Source organism: Neorhizobium sp. 05N33 (assembly GCF_056397445.1).
The window spans coordinates 722,811-743,648 of sequence record NZ_JBFTNK010000002.1 but is presented as its reverse complement, the minus strand read 5'-3'; the positions used below and the strand labels follow the sequence as shown (position 1 = coordinate 743,648).

Sequence of the window (20,838 nt, the reverse complement as noted above, 5' to 3'; positions counted from 1 at the left end):
CGGCAAAAAGCCGGCAGTTTGAGACGACCCGAAACGCGAATTCGTGATTTCGGGTTTATGAATCTGCGGGTTATTTTACGCCCGCAACCACAGCGAAAGGAGAATGGCATGAAGACAATTCTCGTCATCGCCGCCGTGCTCGGCCTGTCGTCGACCGCAGCTCTTGCGGAATGCGCCGGCCACAACGTCACGGCTTCCGCCAAGGTGGACAAGGAAGTCACCACGGCAAGCATTGCGGCTCCGAAAATGGATCCGCGCGAGGAAGCTGCCGTGCTGAAGCAGTCCGAAGGACAGGCTAAAGCCACCGAATAATCGTTTTGCCCGCGCCGGCTCCCCGCCGGTGCGGGTTTTCATTTTGCTTCAGATAGAGACCCGCCCTCTCGGATAGATCGAGCAACGGAACCTCGCGTTCCGCTTGGTGTTGTTTCCGAAAAGGAGACTCTGATGGCTAAAAAAACTCTCGCTGCCGGCTTTACAGGCGACGTCGCCGAAGAGGCAGGCGTTAGCGTTCGTACGAAATCTGCTGTTCATCGTGTCAAGGACGAGGCGGGTATGGTCGGCGCTCATGCCGTCGATCATCCGGCGGCTACCGGTTCGGCAATTGCCGTCGTCGGCCTGCTCGGCTTGGCGGTCGGCTACATGCTCGGCATGTCTTCGGCCTCTCGCGACCGGCGCTGGTATCGCCAGAGGTGAGTGAGGTTTTCCTCAGAATCCTATCCGCTCCTGGAACAGTGGCGGGCCTCAGTCGTTGGTTTCCTGACACGAAAGGAGACCATCATGCCCAATCGAGACCCTATCCCGACTCCGAGCCCTCAGCCGCGCGGGCCGACGCCGGCGGGCGGAGTTCCCGATCGCACCCAGGAAAAGCCGCCATTGACGCCGGCGCAGGATCCCGGCGACAGCAAGAACCCGCAGGATCCGACGCTTGATCCCGCACTCCTGCCGACCGGCGATCCGGCCGGCATGGCATAACCGGGCCGAACCCTCTGCCCAGCCCGCGGACGCTCGCGACGGACCCGTATAGGTAGTAACCCGTACGGGTCCACCCTTATATTGCACCCCTCTATTATTGTTATTGTCAATTTATTAGCCAAGGCTCAAAATCCCCTCTCCTGTGGCTTGCAGACCTTTTTCCCCGGGCGCTGACAAGGCCGGCGCAAGACTGTCGCAATAAAAGGCCGCTGGTAATTTTCTCCGGCCGCCATTGCTGAATGGGGCGAGGGGAGTGGTCCGCCGGTCGGGCACCGTATGATCGGGAGGGTTATATGCCTACACAGATGGTTCGAAATCCGGTCAATCCCGAGCAGCTCAGCCTGCTGCAGCAGGTCTTTGACCAGGCTTGTGCCGAACACCAGATCGACAAGGCGAGCCCCGATGCGGAGGCGCTCGCACTGATCCTCGTGAACTCGCTTCAAAAAGGCTCGGATGACAAGCAAAAGCTCTCGGCGCTCGCCGAGGCGCTGGCGAAAAGCCGATAGCTCCTCGCCTAAACGAGGAACCTATCAGTCCTTCAACAGTTGAACGGTCTCTCGAACAACTCAAGGAGGCCGGTAATGGCAGAGTCCGCCAGAAACCTGAATACACCCGCGAGGCCGGATACGCCCTCTTTCGACTACGAGCCCAGCGAAGACGTCAGGACCGAGATTGCGACGCTTCGTTCCGAGATCGCCAATCTACGCGAGATGCTCGCCGAAAAGACCGGCGCTGCCTATGGCAGGGTCGCCGAGCGTGCCGGCAATGCTGCGCACTACGTCCAGAATGAAGCAAGCTCGGTTGCCGGCACCATCCGCGAACACCCTGCCGCCACCACGACGCTGTTCACCCTGATCGGTGCCATCGGTTTTGCGATCGGCTATGTGGTGGCCACCGCTTCTGCCGACAGCAAACATGCCTGGTATGACCGCTATCTGAGCGGCCGCCTTTAGGCGACGCCGCCATCTGGTACCGGATCCTGACCGACATCGACCCAGATCGCTGCGGTCAGGTCCGCCATCCGGTCGGGGCTGATACGCACCGCGGCATTGACGGCGCCGGCAGCAGGCACGACTTCCGGAAATTTTAAAAGCGATACGTCGCAGTAGATCGGCATCGGCGAAGGCAGGCCGAACGGGCATACGCCGCCGACAGGATGCCCGGTGATCGCCACGACGTCGTCGCCGCCGAGCATGCGTGGCTTTGCGCCGAACCGATCCCGGAACTTGCGATTGTCGAGACGGCTGGTTCCTGACATGACCACCAGTGCGGTAGTTTCGCCAGCGCGCACGCAGATCGTCTTGGCGATCTGTTCGGGCGCCACCCCGTGGGCGGCAGCGGCAAGCGGCACGGTCGCCGAGCTTTCCTCGGTAATGATGACGTGGATATCGGGGGCGTTGGTGGCGAAGAAGGCGCGGACGGATTCGAGGCTCATGGCCGCAAAATTGGCGCAGGATCACGCCAGCCGCAAGAGAACAATAGAGCTATGCGAGAATTGCAATGCTGCACTGCGATATCGTGACTGTTTTTTGAGCTTCGATCCTGTATGTTTAATTCATCGACGGGCGCACTCCTCCTCCCAGCGCCCTTGATGGGACCGACAACACCTCCTCCTCCCAGTTGTTGGTCAGTTTCAGAAACCCGGCGCACCTCCTCCCGCGCCGGGTTTTCTGTTTTATATGCCTTGAAATCGCTGGCGATTTCGCTTTTTAAGGCAAGCCTGAATTTTCCCGATCTTGACCTTTTTGCGCGAAGACCCTATTTGGTTCGCCATCGATATTTGTTTGATAGCCAGCACTATGCGCCTCACGGCGTTTGCGACGATCTCTCTTCAAATACGAAACTTCAACGTTCCAAGCGCTCGAGCGTGGAATAGTCGGTCATATTTGCAAGGGAAAGGCATCGTTATGGCTACCGGTACTGTAAAGTGGTTCAACGCAACCAAGGGCTACGGCTTCATTCAGCCTGACGACGGTTCGCAGGACGTATTCGTTCACATCTCTGCCGTTGAGCGCGCCGGACTCGGCCAGCTCAAGGATGGTCAGAAGATCTCCTACGAACTCGTCAGCGACAAGCGTTCGGGCAAGGTTTCCGCAGACCGCCTCCAGGGCGCATGAGCTGCTGAAGACTTCAGGTCTTTAAGATTGCGAAAGGCCGGCTCGTCCGGCCTTTCTGCTTTTGGGAAGCTAGGTTTTATTATTTAGAGTAATTCTAAATTGGAGCCCCTTGTAAACGGAAATCCCAACTCCCATTTAGGGTACAATAGCGTTTCCGACGCACCCACATGGTCGGGCTCCAAAGAGCTTCAGCGACCATGTGTGTTACGGCAAATACGGGCGACCGTGCCGTCTTGAGGCAGTTTCCATATCCGCGTTAACGGAATGTTTACCTCACCGAGAGACGATGACCGCTAGAGCCGTGGTGATCTGAAAAGGTCGAAAGCGGCCGCGTCGGAAATGCTTGTCCCATTTAGAGTGACCACGGATGTACTGGCACCGGTGAATGGGAGTGGAAAGGTCGGGCTTGCCCCGGCCTTTTTGTTTTTTAGGGCTCGACGCGAAGACGCGTCGGGCCTTTTCAGTTTTAAGCATCAAGTTCAGCCAGCCAGCGCCGCGATGATGCGTGCCCAGGAGCGGATGCCCTTGTGGAAGGAGCGCAGGTCGTATTTCTCGTTCGGCGAGTGGATACGGTCGTCGCTGAGGCCGAAGCCGACCAGCAGCGATTCCATGCCGAGCGTCTTCTGGAAATCGCCGACGATCGGGATAGAGCCGCCGACGCCGACGAGCAGTGCTGGCTTAGGCCACTCTTCGGAAAGCGCGGTCTTCGCCTTGGTGAGCACCGGCGAGTCGTAGCCGAGCTGGATCGCCGGCGAGCCGCCATGCTTCAGGAATTCCACCGAGCAATCGGCAGGGATTTTCGAGCGTACATAGGCGCGAAAACTTTCGCGGATCTTTTCCGGATCCTGGCCGCCGACGAGACGGCAGGAGACCTTGGCCGATGCCTTCGAGGCGATGACCGTCTTGAAGCCCTGGCCTTCGTAACCGCCGCTGATGCCGTTGAATTCGCAGGTCGGCCGTGCCCAGATGAGTTCGAGCAGCGATCGGCCCCTCTCGCCGGCCAGTTCCGACAGCCCCACCTCGCCGAGGAAATCGTCGCGTCCGGCGACAAGGCTTTCCCAGGCCGCCTTGATGTTGGACGGGGTCTCCTCGATGCCGTCATAAAAGCCTTCGAGCGTCACGCGGCCGGTATCGTCATGCAGTCCGGCGAGGATCTTCGACAGAATCTGGATCGGGTTTGCGGCTGCACCTCCATACATGCCGGAATGCAGGTCGCGATTGGCGGCGGTGACGATGATTTCCTCGCCCACCAGGCCGCGCAGCGACGCGGTGATCGCCGGCGTATCGGCGTCCCACATGCCGGTATCGCAGACCAGCGCATAATCAGCCTTCAACTCGGCAGCATTGGCATCGAGGAAGGGTTTGAGCGACGGCGAGCCGGATTCTTCCTCGCCTTCGAAGAGGATGGTGACACGCACCGGCAGCGAGCCATGCACATCCTTGTAGGCGCGGCAGGCTTCGACGAAGGTCATCAACTGGCCCTTGTCGTCGGCAACGCCGCGGCCCGTCACCACTTTGCGACCGGGACCGAGTTCCTTGACCTTGGGATCGAAGGGATCATCCTCCCAGAGTTCGATCGGATCGATCGGCTGGACGTCGTAATGGCCATAAAACAGCACATGCGGCGCGTCGGCGCTGGCGCCCGGATGATGGCCGACAACCATCGGATGGCCGGTCGTATCACGAACCGACGCCTCGAAGCCGAGATCCTTGAGTTCGGCCACCAGCCACTCGGCAGCCTTGCGGCAATCCGGCTTGAAGGCGGGGTCGGTGGAAATCGACTTGATGCGGACGAGGCCGAACAGGCGCTCGAGGCTTTCGGGAAGATTGCGGTCGGCGCGGTCGAGGACGGAGGAAAGATCGGTCATGGGGAATCCTGTCTTTGAAGTGCGAGACCCTTGAGCCCAGGAGGCGAGAAGCGGCCCATCGTTTCGGATGCCCGACCTTGTTAGCAAGTCCGGGGTGGAAGAGACAATGGCAAAGACGTCCATGGCACGCGGGATGGGCATCCTAGCCGAAGCGCGTTCCGTTCCGGACGAGCCCATCGATGGCGCGGAAGGCGAGGACGGCAAGAGCGCCAAGCGCCGCCGTGATCGAAAGCGACCAGATAAAACCCAGCCGCTGCATGGAAAGCGCCAGGACGAAGGGGGCAATCGCCGAGACGATCAACCGGGCTGACATCATCTTGCCCTGCAATTTGCCGTAGCCGTCACTGCCGAACAGCGTCAGCGGAAGGGTACCCGTCACGATGCTCAAAAGTCCGTTACCCATGCCGAAGATGACCGCAAACAGCATCGCTCCGGGTACCGATGGCGCCGTGAGGACAAGAACGACAACGCCGGCCGGCAGCAGCGCCGCGGCGATTAGCGCGAGCCGAAGGGGCTGCAGGTTTCGGCCGAACGTCATGTTGATAAGCCGGCTAAGCACCTGGGAAGGGCCGAACAATGTGCCGACCAGCGCAGCACTCGTGCCGAGACCGAGGCCGGAGAGCAGCGGCACCATATGGACGAGCACGGCGGAACTCACCAGCGACTGCAGCGAAAATCCGGCGACCATCAGCGTAAAGCCGATGAACCGCAGGTCGGGCGTCAAAATGCCCTCGGTCTGGGTGGGGAGGGCGGAAGATGCCGCCTTTCGTCGCGCGGCTCCATGAGACAGCCAGGCATGCAGCGGCAGGCAGACCAGCAGATTGAGCGCCGCAAAGACGAGATAGACGTGCTGCCAGGAGAGATAGGCATGCAGCGCTGCGGTGATCGGCCAGAAGATCGTCGAGGCGAATCCGGCGATCAGGGTGAGATAGGTGATGCTGCGTTGCGCGACCTGTGGCCGAAGCTGCACCAGAAGGGCGAAGGCGGCGCCATATTGCACGAGATTGGCGGCCACCTCGATCGCGATCAGCGCCACGACAAAGGTGGTCTTGCCGGGCGCCATCGCGCAGGCGACCAATGCGACAGCGGCCGCGGCAGAACCGATAGTCATGACGCGGCCGGCGCCGATCCGGTCGAACAGCGCGCCGAGCCATGGAGCACTGAGCCCGCCGATCAGAAGCGCGACCGAAAGCGCCCCGAAGATCCATTCGCTGGACCACGAGAAATGCGCCGCCATATCCGGTGCAAGGATGCTGAAACTGTAATAGAGGGTGCCATACCCGATGATCTGCGTGACGCCGAGTGCGACGACGGCGGCAACGGGCATGCGTTCAGACAATGCGTTTACCTTCAGCATCGAGCACCTGCTCGCCGTCTTCCTTGGCGAACGGACCCTGGTGGGTATCCGGCAGAATATCCAGCGCGGCCTCCGACGGTCGCGCCAGACGCGTGCCGAGCGGCGTGATGACGAACGGGCGGTTGATCAGGATCGGATCCTTCAGCATCGCGTCCAGCAATTGATCGTCGGAAAGGACCGGATCGTCGAGACCGAGCTCCGCGTAGGGCGTGCCCTTTTCGCGGATCGCCTCTCGCACGGTGAGACCCGCATCCGCGATCATCTGGACGAGCTGGTCGCGCGCCGGCGGTGTTTTTAGATATTCGATCACGGTCGGCTCGATGCCGGCGTTGCGGATCATGGCCAGCGTGTTGCGCGAGGTGCCGCAATCCGGATTGTGATAGATGGTGACGTTCATGGTCATTCTGCGCCCTTCATGTGTGCGAGCGGTTGGGTGAGGGGTTTTGTCTCTACCAGCAGCCAGCCGGCCAGCAGCAGGGCCACGAGGGCGCCGACAATCTCGGCCAGGATGAAGCCGGCGAGATCGTCCGGCCGGATTCCGGCAAAGGTATCGGTGAGCGATCGCGCCAGCGCGACGGCGGGATTGGCAAACGAGGTCGAGGCGGTGAACCAGTAGGCGGCGGTGATATAGAGGCCGACCAGCCACGGGATAGCCTCGGAACGGAACCGGATTCCGGCGAGGATCGTCAGAACCAGGCCGAACGTGGCGACCACCTCGGCGAGCCACTGGCCCGGTCCGGTCCGGATCGTGGCGGACACCTGCAGCAGCGGCAGATCGAACATCGCATGCGCCAGGAAAGTTCCCGCGACGCCGCCTGCAAATTGCGCGGCGAGATAGAAGAACGCCGAGCGGACATCAATCTCGCGTCTCAGGGCAAACACCATTGTCACCGCCGGATTGAAATGCGCTCCGGAAATCGGCCCCAGTAGAGTGATTAGGACAACGAGAATTGCGCCGGTCGGAAGGGTATTGCCGAGCAGCGAAACCGCCGTGTCCACTGAGAGCCGGTCGGCCATGATGCCGGAACCGACCACGGTGGCGACCAGCATGGCGGTGCCGAGGGCTTCGGCCGTCAGTCTGCGGGGCAGGTCGAACATGGCCGTCAGCCCTCCAACGCGGCAGGTGCAGAGGTACAGCAGGCGGCCACCTCGGCGGCTGGCGCGCAGATTTCCGGATGCCCGGCGCAGCAGTCTTCCATCAGGAAGCGGACAAGGCCGCCGAGTGCTTCGTAATTGGCGGAATAGATAATCGAGCGGGATTCCCGCTGCTGGGAGATCAGCCCGGCCCGGTCCAGTTCCTTGAGATGGAAGGAGACGTTCGATGGCGATACATCCAATTGCTCGGCGATCGTGCCGGCCGCCATGCCGGAGGGTCCGGCAACAACCAGCATCCGGACAATCTGCAGGCGGGTATCCTGCGAGAGTGCTCCGAATGACGCGAGGGCTTGACGTTCGTCCATATTTCAACAATCCTTGAACAGTTGAAATATGGAGTAGCCGAAATGAACGCGATAGACAAGCCGGTTCTGCAGGACGACATCAGCCTGGGCTTCCTGCTCGACACATTGGCGGGTGTCAGCGACCAGCCGCTGGTGTTTCACTACGATGGCCGGCCGGTAAAGCCGGGCTACCATGTCACCGAGGTCAAGGCGGGACAGTTCTCGGCGCTCGACTGTGGTGCCAACCCGGAGGCCTGGTCGGAAATTTTCGTGCAGCTCTGGGACATCGAGGAAGGCGACCGCGCCCATATGACGGCGGACAAGTTTTCGGCGATCATCCGTAAGTTCTCCGAACACGTGAAGATCGAGGGCACCGCCAAATTGACGTTCGAAGTCAGCGACGGGATCCGGCCGATGCAGCTTTATTGCGCTTCGACGCCGGTCCTAGAGGGCGGGGAATTGCATGTGGAACTGGCTGCGCGCCCGGCGAGCTGCAAACCTCGCGACCGCTGGCTGGCGGAGGAAACCCGCAAGGCTGTTTCCTGCTGCGCACCGTCAGCCGGAACCAGCGCCTGCTGCCCCTAACGGCGAGGTCTGACGAAAGGCGCGGCCTCAGTCAAACCTTGCGGGCGTTCTCGACGATCATCCGCATATATTCGATCATCAGTTCGCGCTCGAAGCGGCGGAAGCCTGAAAAAAGCGCTGCATCCGCCTCGGAAGCGGCTTCGACGGCCTGGATTTCCAGCTCGCGGCCGAGCGGGGTGAGGGTGATGATCTGCGCTCGCCGGTCGTTCGGATGAGGGGTGCGCTGGATCAGCCCATCGCGCTCCATGCGGGCGAGCGTATTGGCGAGTGTTGCCTGTTCGACTTCCAGCTTGTCGAGGAGCTGCTTCTGTGTGAGCCCGTCTTCCTGCCAGAGTTCGAGCAGGACAGGAAACTGCCCGGGAGAAAAGCCAAGCACCATGGCCCGCTTCTGCAAGGAGCGCGCAAAGCCTTTGGCGAGTTGGCCCGCCAGGTATGTCGCCGAATGCGAGCGGTCGAATCCCATGGCTGGTCTTCATCCCTCCCTGAACGAGCCCGTTTGCGAGCGTTATCTACCAGATATATCGCACGCCATGCTTTCGCCAAGCCTGTGCGAAGATGGGCAAAATGACAAGTCTTTCCTGCAAAAGGGCAATAAAAAACCGCCACGGCAGGGAGGGGACAGCCGTGGCGGTTCTGATGGAGGGACAAAGGCCCGGAGAGGGGGATAGGCCTTTGTCCGGTCTGGGTGCGGCGGGGGACAGGCCGGCTGCCAGACTGCGGCGTGATCAATCGCCGGTAACAAGGAAATGTGGAACCGCGACGGGCTTTTCAAGAGAAAGCATATTACAAATCGGTAACGTTCCGGTGAGGGCGGGAGGCTTCGCGGCAGCGAAGTTTTCGTGGACGGATCAAATGCCCCACGCTATTCCTTGCGCCATGAAAAAAGGCGATCATCTTTTCCTTATCGACGGTTCCGGCTTCATTTTCCGCGCCTTCCACGCGTTGCCGCCGCTCACCCGCAAATCCGACGGCCTGCCGGTCGGCGCCGTCTCCGGCTTCTGCAACATGTTGTGGAAGCTGCTGACCGACGCGCGCGACACCTCGGTCGGCGTGACGCCCAGCCATTTCGCCGTCATTTTCGACTATTCCGCCAGAACCTTCCGCAAGGACCTATACGACGCCTACAAGGCGAACCGTTCGGCGCCGCCGGAAGAGCTGATCCCGCAATTCGGCCTGATCCGCCAGGCGACACGCGCATTCAATCTGCCCTGCATCGAGACCGAAGGTTTCGAGGCGGACGACATCATCGCCACCTACGCTCGCCAGGCGGAGGCCACCGGCGCCGATGTGACGATCGTCTCGTCCGACAAGGACCTGATGCAGCTGGTGACGCCGAACGTCCATATGTATGACAGCATGAAGGACAAGCAGATCGGCGTTCCGGACGTCATCGAGAAATGGGGCGTCCCGCCGGAGAAGATGATCGACCTGCAGGCGATGGTCGGCGATTCGGTTGACAACGTGCCGGGCATTCCGGGCATCGGCCCGAAGACGGCAGCCCAGCTTCTCGAGGAATTCGGCGATCTCGACACGCTGCTCGCCCGCGCCGGCGAAATCAAGCAGGTGAAGCGCCGCGAAAACATCGTCGCCAATGCCGATCTCGCCCGCCTTTCGCGCCGGCTCGTCTCGCTGCGTCTCGATGTGCCCTTGGACCTTGATCTCGACGCGCTGGTGCTGGAGCCGCAGGACGGCCCGAAACTGGTAGGCTTCCTGAAAACCATGGAATTCGGCACGCTGACGCGCCGCGTCGCCGCCGCCTGCAATTGCGATGCCGATGCCATCGAACCCGCCGTCGTGAACGTCGAATGGGGTCAGGCCGCTCGCGGCCCGGATCTCGATGCCGGCGGTGCGGCAGCGGTCGACACCGGCGAGGCAGCGGCCGAAGCGCCGCCTCATCCGGCCAAGGCGCCGGTCGCCAAGGGCATGGAGGCGGCAACGCCGACCGCACTCGCTGAGGCCCGCATCGAAGCCTTCGCCAATGCCAAGCTCGATCCGACCTCCTATGTGACCATCCGGGACCTGACGGTGCTCGACGACTGGATCCGCGCGGCGCAGGAAACCGGCCTTGTCGCCTTCGATACGGAAACCACGTCGCTTGATCCGATGCAGGCGGAATTGGTTGGTTTTTCGCTGGCGCTTGCCGACAATATCGCCAACCCGTCCGGCCTAGAAGTCCGCGCGGCCTATGTGCCGCTGATCCACAAGACCGGCGTCGGCGATCTGCTCGGCGGCGGGCTTGCCGAAAACCAGATCTCGACCAGGGAAGCGCTGGCGCGTCTGAAGCCGCTGCTGGAGGACCCGTCGGTCCTCAAAGTGGCGCAGAACCTGAAATTCGATTACCTGCTGATGAGACGTCATGGCATCACCGTCGAGGGTTACGACGATACGATGCTGATGTCCTATGTGCTGGAAGCCGGCAAGGCGAACCACGGCATGGACGCCCTGTCAGAGCGCTGGCTGAACCACAAGCCGATCACCTTCAAGGAAGTTGCCGGCAGCGGCAAGGCGGGCGTCACCTTCGATTTCGTCGATATCGACAAGGCGACCGCCTATGCCGCGGAAGATGCGGACGTGACGCTGCGCCTGTGGATGGTGCTGAAACCGCAGCTGGCGGCCGCGGGCCTGACCCGCATCTATGAACGGCTCGAGCGGCCGCTGGTTTCGGTGCTCGCCCGCATGGAAGAGCGCGGCATCACCATCGACCGGCAGATCCTGTCCAGGCTTTCGGGAGAGCTTGCCCAGCGGGCCGCCGCCTTCGAAGACGAGATCTACCAATTGGCGGGAGAAAAATTCACGATCGGTTCGCCAAAGCAGCTCGGCGACATCCTGTTCGGGAAGATGGGCCTGCCGGGCGGCGCCAAGACCAAGACCGGCCAATGGTCGACCTCGGCCAGCGTGCTGGAAGACCTGGCCGCCGAAGGTCATCCCCTGCCGCGCAAGATCGTCGACTGGCGCCAGCTGACAAAGCTGAAATCCACCTACACGGACGCGTTGCCGGGTTATGTCCACCCGGAGACGAAGCGGGTCCACACCTGCTACTCGCTTGCCTCCACTACAACAGGCCGCCTTTCCTCTTCGGAACCGAACCTGCAGAACATCCCGGTGCGTACGGCGGAAGGCCGCAAGATCCGCACCGCCTTCATCTCGACGCCCGGCCACAAGCTGGTTTCCGCCGACTACAGCCAGATCGAGCTGCGCGTGCTTGCGCACGTGGCGGACATTCCGCAGCTGCGTCAGGCCTTTGCCGATGGGATCGACATTCACGCGATGACGGCCTCGGAAATGTTCGGCGTGCCGGTCGAGGGCATGCCGAGCGAAGTGCGCCGCCGCGCCAAGGCGATCAACTTCGGCATCATCTACGGCATCTCGGCGTTCGGGTTGGCCAACCAGCTGTCGATCGAGCGCTCCGAAGCGGGCGACTACATCAAGAAATATTTCGAGCGCTTCCCAGGCATCCGCGATTACATGGAAAGCACCAAGACCTTCGCCCGCGAGAACGGTTACGTCGAGACGATCTTCGGCCGCCGGGCGCATTATCCCGAGATCAAGTCCTCCAACCCTTCGGTGCGCGCCTTCAACGAACGTGCGTCGATCAATGCGCCGATCCAGGGTTCGGCCGCAGATATCATCCGCAGGGCGATGGCGAAGATGGAATCGGCGCTCCAAACGGCCGGACTGAACGGAAAGGCCCGCATGCTGCTGCAGGTGCACGACGAACTGATCTTCGAAGTCGAGGACGAAGAGATCGACAAGACCTTGCCTGTGATCATCTCGACCATGGAGCACGCGGCCATGCCCGCGATCTCGATGCGGGTGCCGCTGAAGGTCGATGCTCGCGCCGCCAGCAATTGGGACGAGGCGCATTGAGCTTGAGGCTCAGTGTTCCTGCGGGTAGAGGGACATAAGCGCGGTCGAAAGCAGCTCGTCGGCATAGGTGCAGGCGGTGAGCCGCGCATCCTCCGGCATGTTCATCTCGTGACAGCGCTGGTGCACGGCTTCGAGAACGAGGTTGCTGATCCCACGGGCGTGTTCGACATCCGCATTTTCGGACGTGTCCATGGCGAGCGCCAAAGCCGTCATGGAGACGATTTCGAGAACAACGACTCGCGCTTCCAGATCGATGGCTGTTGCCCCATCGGAATGGTGCCTGTCGCGCGGTTTGTTCTGCCCCATGGTTTTTTCCTTTCATAATATAAGGAAAGGCACATAGAGCCGGATCAGGGACTTTAAAGAACGATCGAACGTTTTTCGCTAACCAGTCGGGTGGCTCGCAAAGCAACCGTTGAGAGCGTCGACCAGGGCCTTGCCGGCATCTTCGAGCGATCCGCTATTGTCGATCGTCACCACCTGGTAGTCGCCGGTCACGGCAAGCGAACTGCGTTCGAGACGCCGAAGTATCTCCTCGCGCGTTTCCCGTCCGCGCGCTTCGAGCCGGGCGGCGAGCACGTTCAGGCTGGCGGTGATGTTGATGACCACGAGCGACGGATAGGTATCTTTGAACCGGGCAAGCGCGGAACGCGAGCCGTTGGCGACGACCAGCTGGCCTCTTGCCATGGCCTCTTTCGTCTCGGCGGGAATGCCGTATCGCAGGCCGTGGGCACCCCAGGAGACCGCAAAACGGCCGGCCCTTTCCAGAGCTTCGAATTCCGCTTCGGAAACGCCGTCGTGATCCTCGCCGCCGGCGGCGGCATTGCGGGTGATAATCCGCCGCACGAAGACGACGTCATCGCGGCCCTCGAAGAACCGGGCGGCATAGGCCATCAGCGTGTCCTTGCCGGCCCCGCTCGGGCCGACGACGGCGACCATGCAGCCGCGTCGCTCCGATTCCACTGTTGTCGGCCTGGCGTCCATCAGGCGACCCGCCGGCCTTCCCGCCAGACGGCGCGGGAGACGGGAACGCCCTCTTCGTGGTGGACGCGGACGATATCGGCGCGCAGGCCGGTCGCGATCCGGCCGCGATCATCGAGGCTGACGGTACGGGCAGGGGTCGATGTGACCATGGCGAGCGCCTTCGGCAGCGAGATGCTTTCAACCTCCGCGGCGAGCACGAAGGGCGCATGCAGCAGGCTGAGCGGCACGTAATCGGAGGAGAGCACGTCGAGCACGCCGCGCTCGGCCAGATCGCGGGCGGCGATATTGCCGGAATGCGACTTGCCGCGAACGATGTTCGGCGCACCCATCAGCACGCTCATGCCCGCTTCGTGGGAAGCCTTTGCCGCATCGAAACTGGTCGGGAATTCCGCCAGCCGAACGCCATTGTCGATCGCTTCGCCCACATGAGAAAGCGTCGCGTCGTCATGGCTTGCGACGGTGATGCCACGCTCGGCGCAGACCTTCGAGATCGCAGCGCGGTGCGGTGTCGCGTTGCGTGCCGATTCTCCCTGGCGTTTGGCCACGAAGGCGGCGAATGCCTCGTCGCTGAGGCCGCGCTTCTTCTGGTAATACAAGGTGTACTGATCCATCGTCTGGAACTGCCGCTGGCCCGGCGCGTGATCCATCAGCGAGACGAGCCGGACATGCGGATCGTTCTCGAAGTCGACGAAATGCTCCATGCAATTGTCGGCGGAGACTTCGCAGCGCAGATGCAGGAAGTGTTCGGAGCGCAGGCGGCCGTAGGCGCCGGCGGCGGCAATCGCATCCGCCATGGCGCGCATTTCGCCGTGGGCAAAACCGCCGTCCTCGTCGGCGCCCATGCGCAGGCAGTCGAAGACGGTAGTGATGCCGGAGGTAGCGATCTGTGCGTCATGGGCCTGGATCGCCGCCGTGGTGTTCCAGCGCACGCCCGGACGCGGCGAATAATGCTGTTCCAGATGGTCGGTATGAAGTTCGACCAGGCCCGGGATCAGATAATCGCCCTCGAAATCCTCGCCGGTATGGACATTACCTTCCGAGATATCGGTGATCTTGCCGTTCCGGATCTGGACTGAACCGGAGATCACGCTGTCCTCGAGCACGATGCGGGCATTGGTGAGCACGAGTTCGGCGGTCATGATGCGGTCTTTCTGTTTTCGAAGGCGGACGCCAGCCGAAGCCAGCGATGGGCGATGAAGGGGGCACCGCGCTCGGGCTCGGCGAAGATGGCAAGCCCATCGACGGTCAGCGGTGCGTTGGCGAAATCGGCGAAGCGCCGATCGAGCTCGCGGCGCATGGCAGGTGCCTCCTCGGCCGGGACTTGGCCCGTCAGCGTCATGTGGAAGCGGAACTCGTCCATGACATAAGGATAACCCCAGCGATCAAGATTGGCGCGCTGGGCAGAGCTTAACATATCAGGTTTCCGCCGTGCGATATCGTCCTCCGACAGCGGCGCGCGAAAATGTTCGAACTCTTCGACGACGCGTCCGGCGAAATACTGGAGCTCCGGATAAATCGTGTCAGGCACCAGCGCGAAGAACCGCCCCAGCTGGCCGACGATGACGTTCGGGATGTCGAACTCCGTGGTCTCTGCGGCAAAGCGTTCGGCGGCATCGATGAGCTCGGCCTCCGTCCGGTCGGGATGCAGTTCGAACGGCGCCTTGAGCGTCGCATGAAAGGCATAGCGGCGCGGATCGGCAGTCAGTTCATGGACGGTGTCGCGGGACAGGCCTTCGACATCAGGCGTCGGAAACGTCTCGGCGGTAAAGGCGTCACGGCCGAGCCAACGCGCTGCCGCCTTCGTCAGCGGATGGTTTTCGGCGGGCGAAAAATAGAGAGCGTAGCGCAAAACGGGATTCCGGAATCAGGAGAAGGCCGGCTGACCTTAGCTGTCTACCGGCCGGCGAAACAGGACCTTCGGCTAAAAGATTTCCGTGACAGAATGATGATAATCCGGCCGGTCAGTGACCCTTTTTGCCCATGACCCGCGAACGCAGCGCATTCGAGAGGTTGTCGAAGACGAAGACCACGAGAAGGATCAGCAGGACCATGTAGGCGACCTTATCCCAGTCGGCATTGGTCTTCATGGATTCGAGCAGCTTGAGACCGATTCCGCCTGCGCCGACGGCGCCGATGACAGTCGCCGAGCGGGTGTTGGACTCCCAGAAATACAGCGATTGCGAGATGAAAATAGGCAGCACCTGCGGCACGACGCCGTAGCGCTGCACGATGACCGGTGCGGCCCCCACCGACTTGACGCCCTCGCGCTGCTTGTCGTCGACATTCTCCAGCGCTTCCGAATAGACCTTGCCGAGCGCGCCGGTGTCCGTGAAGAAGATGGCGGCGATCCCCGGCAACGGCCCCGGGCCGAAGGCGCGGGTGAAGAACAAGGCCCAGATCAGCATGTCGATGGAGCGCAGAAAGTCGAAGAAGCGCTTCATCCCCCAGTTCATCGGCCGGCTTGTGGTGATATTGCGCGCCGCGACGAAGGCGAGCGGGAAGGCGACGAGGGTGGCAAACAGCGTGCCGACAAAGGCCATGACCAGCGTCTGCATTAGCTTGGAGAGAATATCGCCGTGCTGCCAGCTGCCATTGTTCAGGAAGTTGTCGAGCGCCAGCGAGGCATTGGATTGAGCCGGATCGAGCCGTTCGCCGAAGAACATAAGCCCGGCGATATCGGTGAAGCTGCGGCCCCAGAACGGCGAGTGCGTGTCGAAGAAAAAATTCGCCCAGCCGAGAAAACGCCGCTGGATATAGACCTGGTTGCTGCGGATTTCCGCCTGGCCGGCAAAACCGAACCGGACATTGACCTTGTTGTCGTCCTGCTCCATCCGCGCCGGCGCACCTGCCGGCAGAGACGCGCGGTCGCCGTTGATCGCAACGGGATAGAATTTGCCGTCGATATAGACGTCGATCTGGCTCGGGGTGACTTCAAGCCGGTTTTCACCGCCGAAGAGGACCGTGTAGCCGCCGTTCGAGGTCGGCTTCAGCCAGTCGATCGTCGCACCCTCGGGATATTGGCGGCGGCTCGTCCATTGCGGCACGACCTGGCCGTTCTGAAAGCGCAGGCGCGGCTGGGCCCGCCAGGAATACCAGTCCTGGATGTAGATCGCCGCGCGGTCCCAGTTGCCGTTCACGAAGGTCGGGATGACGTTGAAGAAGGAAAAGCAGAAGGCGAGGTAAACGAAGACCGCAACGGCGGCGATCGCCAGGCCCCAGCGCTGCATGAAGCTGCGGTGAAAGACTTCCGGATAGGCGGTGAGCAGGCGTTCGCGATCGGCGGCATTGACGGCGAGATTGGACATCAGGCAGCTCCCCGGCCGAATTCGAACGATTGCTTGCCGATCAGCCGGCGGCGCAGCCAGGCCGAGAACTGGTCGACGCAGATGACCGTAATCAGAAGTAGAATGATGATCGCATAGGTCTTGGCGGCGTGGTCGCGGCCGATCGACAGGCTGAACACCTCGCCGATGCCGCCGCCGCCGACGGCGCCGATAATGGTCGAGGCTCGCACGTTGATCTCGGTGCGCAGCAGCGTGTAGGACACGAAATTCGGCAGGACCTGCGGCAGGATCGCGAAACGGACGCGCTCCAGCCAGCTGGCGCCCGAGGCCCGCAGGCCCTCGTCCGGCCTCATGCCGGCATTCTCGACCACTTCGAAGAACAGCTTTCCGAGCGCGCCGATGGTGTGGAAGGAGACCGCGATGATCGCCGCGATCGGACCGATCGACAGGATGGCGGCGAGAAGGCCGGCGATGACGATCTCCGGGAAGGCGCGCATGATTTCCATGATCCGCCGCACTCCCCAACGCACTGCCCGCGAGCCGACGAGGTTGGAAGAGGCGAAGAAGCAGAGCAGGAAGGCGCCGGTCGAACCGAGAATGGTCGAAACGATCGCGATATTGAGGGTAATGGCGAGCTGGTAGAAGAAGTTCGGAATGTAGAAGCTGTCGGTGATCCAGACGCGATCGCTCGTATAGTCGAACTTGATCGAGCCGTCCGCATAGGGCGACGGCAGGTCGAACATGGCGCGGAAGATCTCCAGCGGGCTGTTCGGCACGAAGCTCTTGATGAAGTCGAAGAAATACGGAAGGCGTTCGAAGAACTTGCCGGAATTGGCTTCGTTGGCGAAATCCAGCGACGCAGCGAGCACGATCAGGAAAACCACTATGGAGACGACGGTATAGATCCGCCGGGTCCGCACCTGTTGCTGATAATGGTCGAGGATGGTGCGGGAGCTTTCCTGCAGCCCGCTGAGTTGAGCGGGTTCGGCCACGTGCGCCATTCTGGGCATCCTTGTTGAACGAGCGGCGGCATCGTCATGATGCCGCCGCCAAGATATTGATCAGACGTTGGATCAGCCGCCGATGACGGCCTTACGAGCGTCGATGATGGTCTGGTAGAACTTCTGGTCGACCGGCGACCAATCGACGTAACCGCCGCCCRTGAAGCTCTCGAAGCAGGCCTTGTCCTTCTTCGGCAGTTCGGCGAAGTAGGCGGTCACCTTCTTCTTCATGTCGTCCGAAAGCTTGTTGGAAACCATCAGCGGGCCGTTCGGGATGAGCGGGGACTTCCAGACCTGGACGATGTCGTCCATGTCGAGCAGGCCCTTAGTGACCATGATGTGCAGGTTGCCGGACGAGTAGCCCTGCGCCCAGTCGCCGACAGCCGAACCGAAGGTGGTGCCGACGTCAAACTTCTTGTCGAGAATGCCGAGAACGAGGTTCTCGTGGCCGCCGCCGAAACCGGTTTCGGAGAAGTACTGCTTGACCGGCATGCCGATGTCCTTCGGCAGGGAGACGTTAGGTACGAGGTAACCGGAGGTCGAGTCCGGATCGGCAAAGCCGATCTTCTTGCCCTTGGCATCGGCGAGCGTCTTGATGCCCGAATCTTTGCGGGCAACCATGATCGAGTAGTAGCCGGTCGAACCGTCGGCCTGTTTGGTTGTCAGGACCGGGGTAACGGCGTTCGGGTCCTTGATGTAGATCGAAGCGTAGGAGGATGCACCCATGACGGCGAGGTCGATCGTGCCGCCGAGCAGGCCTTGGATGACGCCGTTATAGTTCGGCGACGGGAAAAGCTTGACGTCCGAAGCGCCGGTCGCGGCGATCAGGCCCGGCTTGACGCATTCGGTGCGGCGAACCTGGTCGGCTTCGTTTTCGCCGCCATCGAGGCCGATGCGCAGAACGGGTGCGCTCTGGGCGTGGGCCTGGCCGGCGACGGCAGCGATGGCGATCGTCGCCATCAGGATCTTGCGGAATGCAGACATGGAAGTCTCCTTTGGTGATTGGGGTGGTCAACCCGGAAAGGGCGTCAGTCTTCCGGCCGCGGGTCGGCAGCCGGAAACGGGTCAGCGCATGGCGGCGGCTTCGGCCATCATGCCGGATGTGTCGATCACGACCGGAGCCTCGCCGCGACGGGTGGAGGCGAGGCTGGTCGACGTCATCGTCTCGTCGATCCCGGCGCCATCCCTGTCGGAGCCGTAGATCTCGCGCACCGCATTGGCATTGAGCTCCTGCGGCGGTCCGTCGAAGACGACGCGGCCGCCCGCCATGCCGATAATCCGTTCGCAATAGCTGCGGGCAGTGTCGAGCGTGTGCAGATTGGTGATGACAGTGATGCCTTCGCGCTCGTTGATGTCGCGTAACGCGTCCATGACGATCTTGGCATTGAGCGGATCGAGCGAGGCGATCGGCTCGTCGGCGAGCATCATTTTCGGCGCCTGCACCAGCGCACGGGCAATCGCCACGCGCTGTTGCTGTCCGCCCGACAATGTTCCGGCAGCCTGCAACGCCGTCTGTTCGATGCCGAGCCGCTCGAGCGCCGCCATCGCCATGACGCGCTCGTCACGGCTGAAGATTTTCAAGAGGCTCATGGTCGTCGAACGGTGATTGAGACGGCCGAGCAGCACATTGGTCATCACGTCGAGGCGCGGCACCAGGTTGAACTGCTGGAAGATCATCGCGCAGTCGCGCTGCCAGTTGCGCAATGCCCGGCCCTTGAGGGAGGAGACTTCGGCGCCGTTGAAGTAGATGGAGCCGGAACTGGGCTCCTGCAGACGGTTGATCATGCGCAGCAGGGTCGATTTGCCGGCGCCGGAGCGGCCGATGATGCCGACCATCTGGCCTTGGGGAATCTCGACGTTCACGGCGCTCACCGCGATACGGTCGCCGAAACGGCGGGTGATGTCCCTCAACTCGAACTTCATGCTCTCTCGCCAATTCAGCCTTTTTCTGAGTGCTCGATAGCGATGGTTGATGAAGTCTGAATGTCGGTTTTATGTCGATTTTATTATATTCCGAAAGTGCCCGTCACGCTTCCGTTACGTGGCATGACGGGACACGAATTCCTCTGCCGAAAGTGCCCGGAAATCATCGAGAGCACCTCTCAGTTTCAGGTGATCCCAGTCCCACCAGGCAAGCCGGTCCATCGCCTCGCCGACCGCTTTTGTGAAACGTTCGCGGATGAGTTTCGCCGGCACGCCGCCGACGATCGTATAGGGCGCGACGTCCTTCGAGACGACCGCACCGGCGCCGATCACAGCGCCGTTGCCGACAGTGACGCCCGGCAGCACCGTGGCGCCATGGCCGATCCATACGTCATGGCCGATGGTGACGCGATGGTCGCGCCGCCATTCGAAGAAGCTCTTTTCGTCTTCCGCGTCGTCCCAGTAGTTGGCGGCGCGATAGGTGAAATGATGCAGCGTCGCCCGCCAGGTCGGGTGGTTGGTGGCGTTGATGCGCACCGAGGCCGCCATGTTGACGAACTTGCCGATCGTCGCACACCAGATCGAGCCGTCCTGCATGATGTAGGAATAGGCGCCGATCTCGGCCTCGCTGATGCGGCAGCGCTCGGAAACTTCCGTATACGGGCCGAGCGTGGAATTGCTGACATTTGCCGTTTCGTGGATTGCGGGCTCGAGCCCCACCTTGACGCTCATGCGGCGACTGCCTTTCGCGGAGAAAATTGGGAGACGTCGAGAACGCGGTCTGCCACCGCCTCGCGCACTTCCTCGTCGTGGAAGATGCCGAGAAGGGCGACGCCCTCGCGTTTCTTGTCCGCGATCATGTCCACGACGACGCGGCGGTTGATGGCGTCGAGCGAAGCGGTCGGCTCGTCGAGGAGCAGGATACGGTGGCTGGTGATGAAACCGCGGGCGATGTTGACCCGCTGCTGTTCGCCACCCGAAAACGTCGCGGGCGGCAGGGTCCAGAGCTCCTGCGGCAGGTTGAGCTTGCCCAGCAGCTCGGCCGCCTTGCCGCGCGCTTCCACTGCCGGGATACCGCGGGCGACGAGCGGTTCGGCGACCACGTCGAGCGCGGAGACCCGCGGCACGGTGCGCAGGAACTGGCTGACATAACCGAGCGTATGGCGGCGCACGTCGAGCACGGTGCGCGGATCGGCACGAGCGATATCGACGAGCCGGTCCTTGTGATCGACAAGGATCTGGCCGGCATCGACGGCATAGTTGCCATAGAGCATCTTCAGGATCGAGCTCTTGCCGATGCCTGACGGGCCGCCGAGCACGACGCATTCGCCGCTCGCGACGGAAAAGTTCACATCGTTGACGACCGGCAGCTTGATGCCATCGCGCAGATGCATGGTGAAGCTCTTGAAGACCTCGGAAACGACGAGGGGAGTTGCCATGA

The 20,838-nt window shown here is 61.8% G+C and carries 25 protein-coding genes; 8 read left to right on the top strand and 17 right to left on the bottom strand.

Annotated features, from left to right (window positions below):
* Positions 1 to 108: 108 nt before the first annotated feature.
* The 5 genes from AC1DLT_RS08100 (at position 109) to AC1DLT_RS08080 (ending at position 1,925) form a co-directional block, all read left to right on the top strand.
* Positions 109 to 312, top strand: a complete 204-nt coding sequence (locus AC1DLT_RS08100) for a hypothetical protein (protein WP_038547984.1) — start codon at positions 109 to 111, stop codon at positions 310 to 312.
* Between the two features lie 132 nt (positions 313 to 444).
* Positions 445 to 693, top strand: a complete 249-nt coding sequence (locus AC1DLT_RS08095; RefSeq protein WP_477486405.1) for a hypothetical protein — start codon at positions 445 to 447, stop codon at positions 691 to 693.
* Positions 694 to 777: 84 nt separating this feature from the next.
* Positions 778 to 972 (top strand): hypothetical protein, encoded by a 195-nt coding sequence (locus AC1DLT_RS08090; protein WP_038549933.1) that lies wholly within the window; start codon positions 778 to 780, stop codon positions 970 to 972.
* A 293-nt stretch (positions 973 to 1,265) separates the two neighbouring features.
* Positions 1,266 to 1,478, top strand: a complete 213-nt coding sequence (locus AC1DLT_RS08085; RefSeq protein WP_151045704.1) for a hypothetical protein — start codon at positions 1,266 to 1,268, stop codon at positions 1,476 to 1,478.
* 75 nt (positions 1,479 to 1,553) lie between these two features.
* Positions 1,554 to 1,925, top strand: coding sequence for a hypothetical protein (locus AC1DLT_RS08080; protein WP_038547989.1), 372 nt, complete (start codon positions 1,554 to 1,556; stop codon positions 1,923 to 1,925).
* On the opposite strand, the gene AC1DLT_RS08075 is transcribed toward AC1DLT_RS08080, so the two are convergent.
* Positions 1,922 to 2,407, bottom strand: a complete 486-nt coding sequence (locus AC1DLT_RS08075) for a YbaK/EbsC family protein (protein WP_477486404.1) — start codon at positions 2,405 to 2,407, stop codon at positions 1,922 to 1,924. The genes AC1DLT_RS08080 and AC1DLT_RS08075 overlap by 4 nt on opposite strands.
* A 472-nt stretch (positions 2,408 to 2,879) precedes the next feature.
* Between AC1DLT_RS08075 and AC1DLT_RS08070 the strand changes: the two genes are divergently transcribed.
* Positions 2,880 to 3,089: a cold-shock protein gene (locus tag AC1DLT_RS08070; RefSeq protein ID WP_007754264.1), complete on the top strand. Its 210-nt coding sequence runs from the start codon at positions 2,880 to 2,882 to the stop codon at positions 3,087 to 3,089.
* A 479-nt stretch (positions 3,090 to 3,568) separates the two neighbouring features.
* On the opposite strand, the gene AC1DLT_RS08065 is transcribed toward AC1DLT_RS08070, so the two are convergent.
* The 5 genes from AC1DLT_RS08065 to AC1DLT_RS08045 form a co-directional block, all read right to left on the bottom strand.
* Entirely contained in the window at positions 3,569 to 4,957 is a 1,389-nt protein-coding gene (locus AC1DLT_RS08065; protein ID WP_038547995.1) for a M20/M25/M40 family metallo-hydrolase, read from the bottom strand.
* 142 nt (positions 4,958 to 5,099) lie between these two features.
* Entirely contained in the window at positions 5,100 to 6,314 is a 1,215-nt protein-coding gene (gene arsK / locus AC1DLT_RS08060) for an arsenite efflux MFS transporter ArsK (RefSeq protein ID WP_477486403.1), read from the bottom strand.
* Positions 6,289 to 6,717, bottom strand: coding sequence for an arsenate reductase (glutaredoxin) (gene arsC / locus AC1DLT_RS08055; RefSeq protein WP_477486402.1), 429 nt, complete (start codon positions 6,715 to 6,717; stop codon positions 6,289 to 6,291). The genes arsK and arsC overlap by 26 nt, the downstream gene beginning before the upstream one ends.
* The gene (locus AC1DLT_RS08050) at positions 6,714 to 7,412 is read right to left on the bottom strand and encodes an aquaporin (protein ID WP_477486401.1); all 699 of its coding nucleotides are present in this window, start codon (positions 7,410 to 7,412) and stop codon (positions 6,714 to 6,716) included. Before AC1DLT_RS08050 ends, arsC begins: the two co-directional genes overlap by 4 nt.
* Before the next feature lie 5 nt (positions 7,413 to 7,417).
* On the bottom strand, positions 7,418 to 7,774 hold the full coding sequence (locus tag AC1DLT_RS08045) for an ArsR/SmtB family transcription factor (RefSeq protein ID WP_477486400.1): 357 nt from the start codon (positions 7,772 to 7,774) through the stop codon (positions 7,418 to 7,420).
* A gap of 42 nt (positions 7,775 to 7,816) precedes the next feature.
* On the opposite strand from AC1DLT_RS08045, the gene AC1DLT_RS08040 reads away from it, so the two are divergent.
* The gene (locus tag AC1DLT_RS08040) at positions 7,817 to 8,338 is read left to right on the top strand and encodes a DUF6428 family protein (RefSeq protein WP_477486399.1); all 522 of its coding nucleotides are present in this window, start codon (positions 7,817 to 7,819) and stop codon (positions 8,336 to 8,338) included.
* A gap of 31 nt (positions 8,339 to 8,369) precedes the next feature.
* On the opposite strand, the gene AC1DLT_RS08035 is transcribed toward AC1DLT_RS08040, so the two are convergent.
* Positions 8,370 to 8,801: a MarR family winged helix-turn-helix transcriptional regulator gene (locus tag AC1DLT_RS08035; RefSeq protein WP_038548012.1), complete on the bottom strand. Its 432-nt coding sequence runs from the start codon at positions 8,799 to 8,801 to the stop codon at positions 8,370 to 8,372.
* 389 nt (positions 8,802 to 9,190) lie between these two features.
* Here AC1DLT_RS08035 and polA point away from each other — a divergent pair, with 389 nt between their 5' ends.
* Positions 9,191 to 12,205, top strand: a complete 3,015-nt coding sequence (polA, locus tag AC1DLT_RS08030; RefSeq protein ID WP_477486398.1) for a DNA polymerase I — start codon at positions 9,191 to 9,193, stop codon at positions 12,203 to 12,205.
* A gap of 9 nt (positions 12,206 to 12,214) precedes the next feature.
* Here the strand turns inward: polA and AC1DLT_RS08025 are convergent, their stop codons facing one another.
* The 10 genes from AC1DLT_RS08025 to phnL all read right to left on the bottom strand — a co-directional run bounded on the left by AC1DLT_RS08025 (position 12,215) and on the right by phnL (position 20,836).
* A complete protein-coding gene (locus AC1DLT_RS08025) occupies positions 12,215 to 12,511 on the bottom strand; it encodes a hypothetical protein (RefSeq protein WP_038548018.1) in 297 nt (98 codons plus the stop codon).
* 78 nt (positions 12,512 to 12,589) lie between these two features.
* A complete protein-coding gene (phnN, locus tag AC1DLT_RS08020; RefSeq protein ID WP_477486397.1) occupies positions 12,590 to 13,189 on the bottom strand; it encodes a phosphonate metabolism protein/1,5-bisphosphokinase (PRPP-forming) PhnN in 600 nt (199 codons plus the stop codon).
* Positions 13,189 to 14,328 carry an alpha-D-ribose 1-methylphosphonate 5-triphosphate diphosphatase gene (locus tag AC1DLT_RS08015; RefSeq protein WP_477486396.1) on the bottom strand — a complete coding sequence of 380 codons (1,140 nt, stop codon included), beginning with the start codon at positions 14,326 to 14,328 and terminating at the stop codon, positions 13,189 to 13,191. The genes phnN and AC1DLT_RS08015 overlap by 1 nt, the downstream gene beginning before the upstream one ends.
* Positions 14,325 to 15,038, bottom strand: coding sequence for a DUF1045 domain-containing protein (locus AC1DLT_RS08010; protein ID WP_477486395.1), 714 nt, complete (start codon positions 15,036 to 15,038; stop codon positions 14,325 to 14,327). Before AC1DLT_RS08010 ends, AC1DLT_RS08015 begins: the two co-directional genes overlap by 4 nt.
* Before the next feature lie 112 nt (positions 15,039 to 15,150).
* On the bottom strand, positions 15,151 to 16,494 hold the full coding sequence (gene phnE, locus AC1DLT_RS08005) for a phosphonate ABC transporter, permease protein PhnE (RefSeq protein WP_477486394.1): 1,344 nt from the start codon (positions 16,492 to 16,494) through the stop codon (positions 15,151 to 15,153).
* A complete protein-coding gene (phnE, locus tag AC1DLT_RS08000; RefSeq protein WP_477486393.1) occupies positions 16,494 to 17,474 on the bottom strand; it encodes a phosphonate ABC transporter, permease protein PhnE in 981 nt (326 codons plus the stop codon). The genes phnE (AC1DLT_RS08005) and phnE (AC1DLT_RS08000) overlap by 1 nt, the downstream gene beginning before the upstream one ends.
* 72 nt (positions 17,475 to 17,546) lie before the next feature.
* Positions 17,547 to 18,458 carry a phosphonate ABC transporter substrate-binding protein gene (phnD, locus tag AC1DLT_RS07995; RefSeq protein ID WP_477486392.1) on the bottom strand — a complete coding sequence of 304 codons (912 nt, stop codon included), beginning with the start codon at positions 18,456 to 18,458 and terminating at the stop codon, positions 17,547 to 17,549.
* Between the two features lie 81 nt (positions 18,459 to 18,539).
* Positions 18,540 to 19,397, bottom strand: coding sequence for a phosphonate ABC transporter ATP-binding protein (phnC, locus tag AC1DLT_RS07990; protein ID WP_477486391.1), 858 nt, complete (start codon positions 19,395 to 19,397; stop codon positions 18,540 to 18,542).
* A 114-nt stretch (positions 19,398 to 19,511) separates the two neighbouring features.
* On the bottom strand, positions 19,512 to 20,129 hold the full coding sequence (locus AC1DLT_RS07985) for a DapH/DapD/GlmU-related protein (protein WP_477486390.1): 618 nt from the start codon (positions 20,127 to 20,129) through the stop codon (positions 19,512 to 19,514).
* The gene (gene phnL, locus AC1DLT_RS07980; RefSeq protein ID WP_038548042.1) at positions 20,126 to 20,836 is read right to left on the bottom strand and encodes a phosphonate C-P lyase system protein PhnL; all 711 of its coding nucleotides are present in this window, start codon (positions 20,834 to 20,836) and stop codon (positions 20,126 to 20,128) included. The genes AC1DLT_RS07985 and phnL overlap by 4 nt, the downstream gene beginning before the upstream one ends.
* Positions 20,837 to 20,838 lie beyond the last annotated feature (2 nt).